This window comes from Streptomyces sp. SM10 (genome assembly GCF_002910915.1).
Taxonomy (GTDB): Bacteria; Actinomycetota; Actinomycetes; order Streptomycetales; family Streptomycetaceae; genus Streptomyces.
The window spans coordinates 283,431-289,847 of record NZ_NEUF01000048.1 but is presented as its reverse complement, the minus strand read 5'-3'; the positions used below and the strand labels follow the sequence as shown (position 1 = coordinate 289,847).

Genomic DNA, 6,417 nt, shown 5'->3' with positions numbered 1-6,417 from the left:
CCCGCGCCGGACAGGCTGTCTGGGGAGACCCGCACAGGGGCCGCCGGGGAAGCCGGGCCCGGGGGGCGTGCGCCGAGCAGGCGCGGCGAGGCGGTCACGGCGGCGAGCAGCCGCAGCACCCTCATCGGGCGGCCCGCAGACGGTCGGCGAAGGCCAGCAGCGCCGCGTACTGCTCGGGCAGCGCGGCGGGGCCGCCGTCCGGGTCCTTGAAGTAGAAGCCCAGTTCGGGCCGCGGGCCGGTGAGGCCCGCCTCGTGCGACCGGGCCAGCAGCCGGGCCAGGTCCAGGACCAGTGGTGCCGCGAGGGCGGAGTCGCAGCCCTGCCAGATCGTCTGGAGGATCATCCGTGAGCCGAGGAACCCGTCGAAGGCGATGTGGTCCCACGCCGTCTTCCAGTCCCCCATCGCCGGTACGTCGTCGATGTGGACCTCCCCCTCGGGGGCGGCGCCGAGGGTGTCGGCGAGCACGCGTTCCTTGCCGGCGTTCTTCGCTGCCGCCGCCGCCGGATCGGCCAGCGCCGCCCCGTCCCCGCCTCCCAGCAGGTTGGTGCCCGACCAGGCGCGCACCGGCAGGGCACGCTGGACGAACATCGGTGCGAGCACGGAGCGGAGCAGCGTCTGGCCGGTCTTGCCGTCGCGTCCGGCGTGGGGCAGGGCGCAGGAGGCGACGGCGTCGTGGAGGTGCGGGCTGCGCAGCCCCGTGGACGGGGTGAAGTTGGCGTACGGGCAGCCGGCGCGGAGTGCCGCCGCCGCGTAGAGCGAGCTGGCGGGCAGGCGGGAGTCGGCCTCGCCGGGGGCGGGTTCGGTCGAGGCCACGTTGATGACGACGGTGCGCGCCAGCCCGTTCCGTCGGGTGAAGTCCTCGATGTCGGCGGCGAACGCCGCGATGAGCTCCTCGTCCCCGCGGGTGTCGCCCGGAAGCGGCCCGCCGGGGCGTATCTCCGCGTCCACGACGGTGAGTTCGGCCTCGAGGGCCGAGGGTAGTCCGTAGGGGAGCACTCCCCCGGCGGCCAGGGCTTCGGCCCGCTTGGGCAGGGGGCAGTCAAGGGTGTCGTGACCGCCGAAGACCAGTGAGGTCACAGGAGGCAGCCCGGCACCGGTGAAGGGCGGTGTCTCGGTGACCATGCCGGTCGGCGGGTGGAGCCCGGCCGCGATGGCCGCGGCCCCCGCGGTGGCGGTGGTGGCGACGGAGCCACGTGCTCCGATGAACCAGACTCCGGTACGGACGGCATGTGCGGTCACGGGCTGCCTCCCTGGGGGATGAAGAGGGGTGGTGGGCGGTGGGCGGGGAAGGTGTGCGCTTCCCCGCCCACCGCCGGCGCCGGAGGTGGCCGCCCTACGTCGAGGGCAGCTCCTTCAGCTGGATGTCGCGGAAGGAGACCTGGTCGTCGGCCCCGTGGTTCTGGAGGCCGATGTAGCCGTTCTTGAGGCTGCGGACCGGGTCGGTGTTGGTGAAGTCGTTGATCTTCACCCCGTTGAGGAAGATCCGGAGCCGCTCGCCCTGGACCTTGATCTCGTAGCTGTTCCACTGGCCGGGCGGCCTCAGGACCCGGTCACGGGCCTTGATGTCGGCCGACTTGAAGGTGTAGACGGCCCCGGTGGTGCGGTCCGCCGCGTCGGTGGCGTCGATCTGGACCTCGTAGCCGTTGTTCACCGCGGACCACGGGTCGTCCGACTCCGGGAACCCGACGAAGACGCCGGAGTTGTCGTCGCCCGCCATCTTCCAGTCGAGCTTCAGGGAGTAGGACTTCAGCTCCTTGGCCTGGTAGGTGAGGAGGCCCATGCCGCCCTCGGAGCGGAGCTCGCCGTCGACGACGGTGAACTTCCCGGGACCGGCCTGCTTCCAGCCGTCGAGCGTCGTGCCGTTGAAGATCGACCGGTAGCCGGTGTCCGGCTTGCAGTCGGCCTTGACCTGCCCGGCGGCGTAGCGCAGACCGCCCGTCAGGTGCTGGCGGAAGGCCGGCTCGGTGTAGGACTCCTTGGTGTGGCCGAGGCCGGTGTAGAAGGAGCGGCCGCCCTGGTACGCCTGGCACCAGGAGATCGGGTGGTCACCCTTCATCGTGCCGCCGGTGTAGGTCGTCTCGTCGAGCGTGGCGAGGACCTGGGCCTTGTCCCGGGGGTTGGTGCGGTAGTTGTACCACTCGTCGGTACGGTCCCAGGCCTCGTCCAGGTGCGCGGTCGCCGGGTGGTCGTGGTTCTCCACGCGGACGGTCGCGGGCTGGATCTGCGGGTGCGAGTCGAAGTAGGCGCCGACGAGGCCGCCGTAGAACTCCCAGTCGTACTCCGTGTCGGCCGCCGCGTGGACGCCCATGTAGCCGCCGCCGGTGGCGACGTAGTTCTCGAACGCCTTCTGCTGGTCGGCGTCGAGGATGTCACCGGTCGTCGAGAGGAAGACGACGGCGTCGTAGCGTGCCAGGTTGCTCGTCGTGAACTGGCCCGCCTCCTCCGTGGAGTCGACCGTGATGTTGGTGTCCTTGCCGAGCTCCTTCAGCGCGGCGATGCCCTCGGGGATCGAGTCGTGCCGGAAGCCGCCGGTCCTGGAGAAGACGAGGACGCGCTTGGCGGTCCGGTCGACGGGGCTGTTCGAGAGCTCGAAGTCGTCCACGTCGTACAGCGCTCCCGCTCCGCCCTTGAAGACGAGGACGAGTTCCGTGGCCTTCTTCGGGGCGCCGCGCAGCGGCACGTCGACGTCCTGGAACGAGTCCCAGCTGCCGGTCACCGGGATGGGTGCCGAGCCGAGGATCTTGCCGGTGGGCGAGCCCGCCCGCACTTCGAGGAAGCCTCCCGCGCCGGCCGACGACGTACGGGCCGTGAGCTTCGTGGAGCCGTGGAGGATGTAGGGGCTGAAGGAGATCCAGTCGCCGTTGTCGATGTCGCCGACGGTCCGGCCGCCGTTCGCGCTGGTCTTGCTCGGGGTCGTGACGCCGGAGGAGTCGTCGAAGTGCTCGGCCTGGCGGTGGCGGGGCTGGAGCTTGGCCGCGTCACGGCCGGTCAGTGCGGCCTGGCCGCCGCCCCCGCCGTCCGTGTAGGAGGCCGAGATGCCGCCGTAGATGTTGGCGTTCGGGTCGTGGCCACCCTCCATGGCGGTCTTGATGGTGCCTTCGCAGCCGTGCTCGGTGGTGATGTCGTGACCGTGGCTGTCGTGGCCCAGGGTGAACTTGACCTCGACCTCGGAGCAGTCGATCGTGCCGTCCTCCGGGTCGGTGACGGTCACCTTGAAGGGCACCTCGTCACCGAACTCGAACGGATGGCCGTCCAGGGGGGCCTCCATCACGACGGTGGGCGCCGTGTTGCCGACGGTCACGTGGACGCTGGCGGATCCGGTGCGGCCCGTCGGGTCCTCCGCGGTGACGGTGGCGGTGTAGGTGCCGTTCTTCTTGTACCTGTAGGTGGGGTTCGCGGCCGTGGACGTGGATCCGTCGCCGAAGTCCCAGGCGTACGTCAGTGCGTCGCCGTCACCGTCGGTCGTGCCGGCGGAGGAGAACCTCACCTTGAGCGGAGCGACACCGGAGGTCTTGTCCGAGGACGCCTCGACGATCGGTGAACGGCCGCCGGTGGCGTTCTCGATGCGGTAGAGCGCCGAGTGCTCGTCGCCGCCGAACCACGAGAGCCCGTAGTCCAGGACGTAGAGCGCGCCGTCGGGGCCGAAGGCCATGTCCATGATCTGCGTCCCGGTCCACGGGATGTCGTTGATGGACTGGACCGCTCCGTCGGCGTCCTGCTCGATGCGCTTGATCCACTGCCGGCCGAACTCCCCGGCGAAGAAGTCTCCGTCGTACTCCTCGGGGAACTTCACCGGCGAGTCGAGGTCCGCGTCGTAGTGGTACACGGGTCCGCCCATGGGGGACTCGGAGCCGGTGCCGAACTCGGGCACGGACGCGCCGTCGTACGGGATCCAGGCGGCCTGCGCGGGCGGCAGGTCGACCAGGCCCGTGTTGTACCGCGACTCGTTCTTCGGAGCGGCGCAGTCGAAGCGGGCGCCGGAGGTACCCGTCGCGAAGTCGTAGTCGTTGAAGGCATCGTTGTCGCCGGTGCAGAAGGGCCAGCCGAAGTTGGCGGGCTTCGTCACCCGCGCGAACTCGACCTGGCCCGCGGGGCCGCGGTTCGGGTCGGCCGCACCGGCGTCGGGGCCGTAGTCACCGACGTAGAGGATGCCGGTGGCCCGGTCCACGCTGAAGCGGAACGGGTTGCGGAATCCCATCGCGTAGATCTCGGGGCGCGTCCTGTCCGTCCCGGCCGCGAAGAGGTTGCCCTCGGGGACGGTGTACGAGCCGTCGTCACCGACCTTGATGCGGAGGATCTTGCCGCGGAGGTCGTTGGTGTTGCCGGCGGTGCGGCGGGCGTCGAAGGCGGGGTTGCGGTCGGCCCGGTCGTCCAGCGGGGAGAAGCCGTCGGAGGCGAAGGGGTTGGAGTCGTCACCCGTCGACAGGTAGAGGTTGCCCTGCGCGTCGAAGTCGATGTCGCCACCCACGTGGCAGCACATGCCGCGGGTGGTCGGGATGTCGAGGACCTTCTTCTCGCTGGCGTTGTCGAGCGTGCCGTCCTCCTTGAGCACGAAGCGCGAGAGGCGGTTCACCCCGTCGAACTTCGCGAAGTCGGCGGCCGTGCCGTTCTCCGGGGCGTCACCGGCCGGGGTGTCCAGCGGGGGCGCGTAGTAGAGGTAGACCGCCCGGTTCTCCTCGAAGTCCGGGTCGATCCCGACGCCCTGGAGGCCCTCCTCGTCGTGCGAGTAGACGGGGATGGTGCCGGAGACCCGGGTGTTGCCCGCGCTGTCGGTGATGCGCAGCTCGCCGCTGCGCGAGGTGTGCAGCACACTGCGGTCGGGGAGCACCGCGAGCGAGATCGGTTCACCGGTCTCGGCGGCGCCCTTGGCGAGGGTGACCTGCTGGAAGTCCTCGGCGGCGTCCTGCGCGGCCGGGGCCTGCGGGGCGTCTGCGGTGGCGGCCGGCGAGGAGCCCAGCGTGAGGGTTGCGGCGGCGAGCAGTCCGCCGGTGAAGAGGGCGAGTGTCTTTCGGGCGCGGAGCCGTCTGCTGCTTCTGTGCACGTGCGTCCTCCGGGGGTGCCGGTTGTTCGGGCGGGTGCGGTCTGCCGTTCCGCGCGGGGACTGCCGCGCTCGTCACCAGGGGTGGTTGAGCCCCCCGGTGACGCGAGTCATGTTGTGTACACGTAAGGGACGGTAGCTGCGATCGTCCTGTACGGAAAGCCCTTGCGCACGGGGTGAGTTGAACTTTTCCCCGCGAGAGGACAAAGGCGTTTCAGGGCATGGCGAAGCGCCCCCGGGCGCCGGTGCAGGGCGGGGCCGGGCACGGCGGGCCACCCGACAGCCGGCGGAACCCGTCGGCAGTCGGGCACGGGACCGGGAGACCCGGAGTGCCCGGGGGCCTGGACCCCCAGGCGTCCCTGCTAGTCGCCCCCGCCGAACGCCGCGTCGAAGGACGCGCTCGGCGGATCGAAGTCGAAGCGCTTCAGCGAGGCCAGCGCCTCCGGCGCCCCCGTCAGCCGGTCCATGCCCGCGTCCTCCCACTCCACGGACACCGGCCCCTCGTAGCCGATGGACCGCATCATCCGGAAGACGTCCTCCCAGGGCACGTCGCCGTGGCCCGCCGAGACGAAGTCCCAGCCGCGCCGTGGATCGCCCCACGGCAGGTGGGAGCCGAGGCGCCCGTTGCGCCCGTCGAGGCGCTTGCGGGCCTCCTTGCAGTCCACGTGGTAGATCCGGTCCCGGAAGTCGTAGAGGAAGCCGACCGGGTCGAGGTCCTGCCACACGAAGTGGCTCGGGTCGAAGTTCAGCCCGAACGCGGGCCGGTGGTCCACGGCCTCCAGGGCGCGGTGCGTGGTCCAGTAGTCGTACGCGATCTCGCTCGGGTGCACCTCGTGGGCGAAGCGCACCCCCTCCGCGTCGAAGACGTCCAGGATCGGGTTCCAGCGCTCCGCGAAGTCGTCGTAGCCGCGTTCGATCATGTGCGGCGGGACCGGCGGGAACATGGCGACCAGGTGCCAGATGGACGATCCGGTGAAGCCGATGACGGTGTCGACCCCGAACGCGGCCGCCGCGCGGGCGGTGTCCTTGATCTCCTGGGCGGCCCTTCGGCGTACGCCCTCGGGCTCCCCGTCCCCCCAGATGCGGCCGGGCAGGATCCCCTGGTGGCGTTCGTCGATCGGGCTGTCGCAGACCGCCTGGCCGACCAGGTGGTTGGAAACGGCCCAGCACTTCAGGCCGTACGTGTCGAGCAGCTGCCGCCGCCCGTCGAGATAGCCGGGGTCGGACAGGGCCTTGTCGACCTCGAAGTGGTCTCCCCAGCAGGCGAGTTCGAGTCCGTCGTAGCCGAAGTCCCGGGCGAGCCGGCAGACCTCCTCCAGCGGCAGGTCGGCCCACTGGCCGGTGAAGAGAGTGAAGGGACGGGGCATGCGCACAACCT

3 protein-coding genes are annotated in these 6,417 nt (G+C 70.9%); all 3 read right to left on the bottom strand.

Annotated features, from left to right (window positions below):
- Positions 1-121: 121 nt before the first annotated feature.
- The gene (locus B9S57_RS06385; protein WP_103514534.1) at positions 122-1,240 is read right to left on the bottom strand and encodes an inositol-3-phosphate synthase; all 1,119 of its coding nucleotides are present in this window, start codon (positions 1,238-1,240) and stop codon (positions 122-124) included.
- Positions 1,241-1,334: 94 nt separating this feature from the next.
- Positions 1,335-5,042 (bottom strand): ThuA domain-containing protein, encoded by a 3,708-nt coding sequence (locus B9S57_RS06380; protein ID WP_103514533.1) that lies wholly within the window; start codon positions 5,040-5,042, stop codon positions 1,335-1,337.
- Between the two features lie 359 nt (positions 5,043-5,401).
- The gene (locus B9S57_RS06375) at positions 5,402-6,406 is read right to left on the bottom strand and encodes a sugar phosphate isomerase/epimerase (RefSeq protein ID WP_103514532.1); all 1,005 of its coding nucleotides are present in this window, start codon (positions 6,404-6,406) and stop codon (positions 5,402-5,404) included.
- Positions 6,407-6,417: the final 11 nt, after the last annotated feature.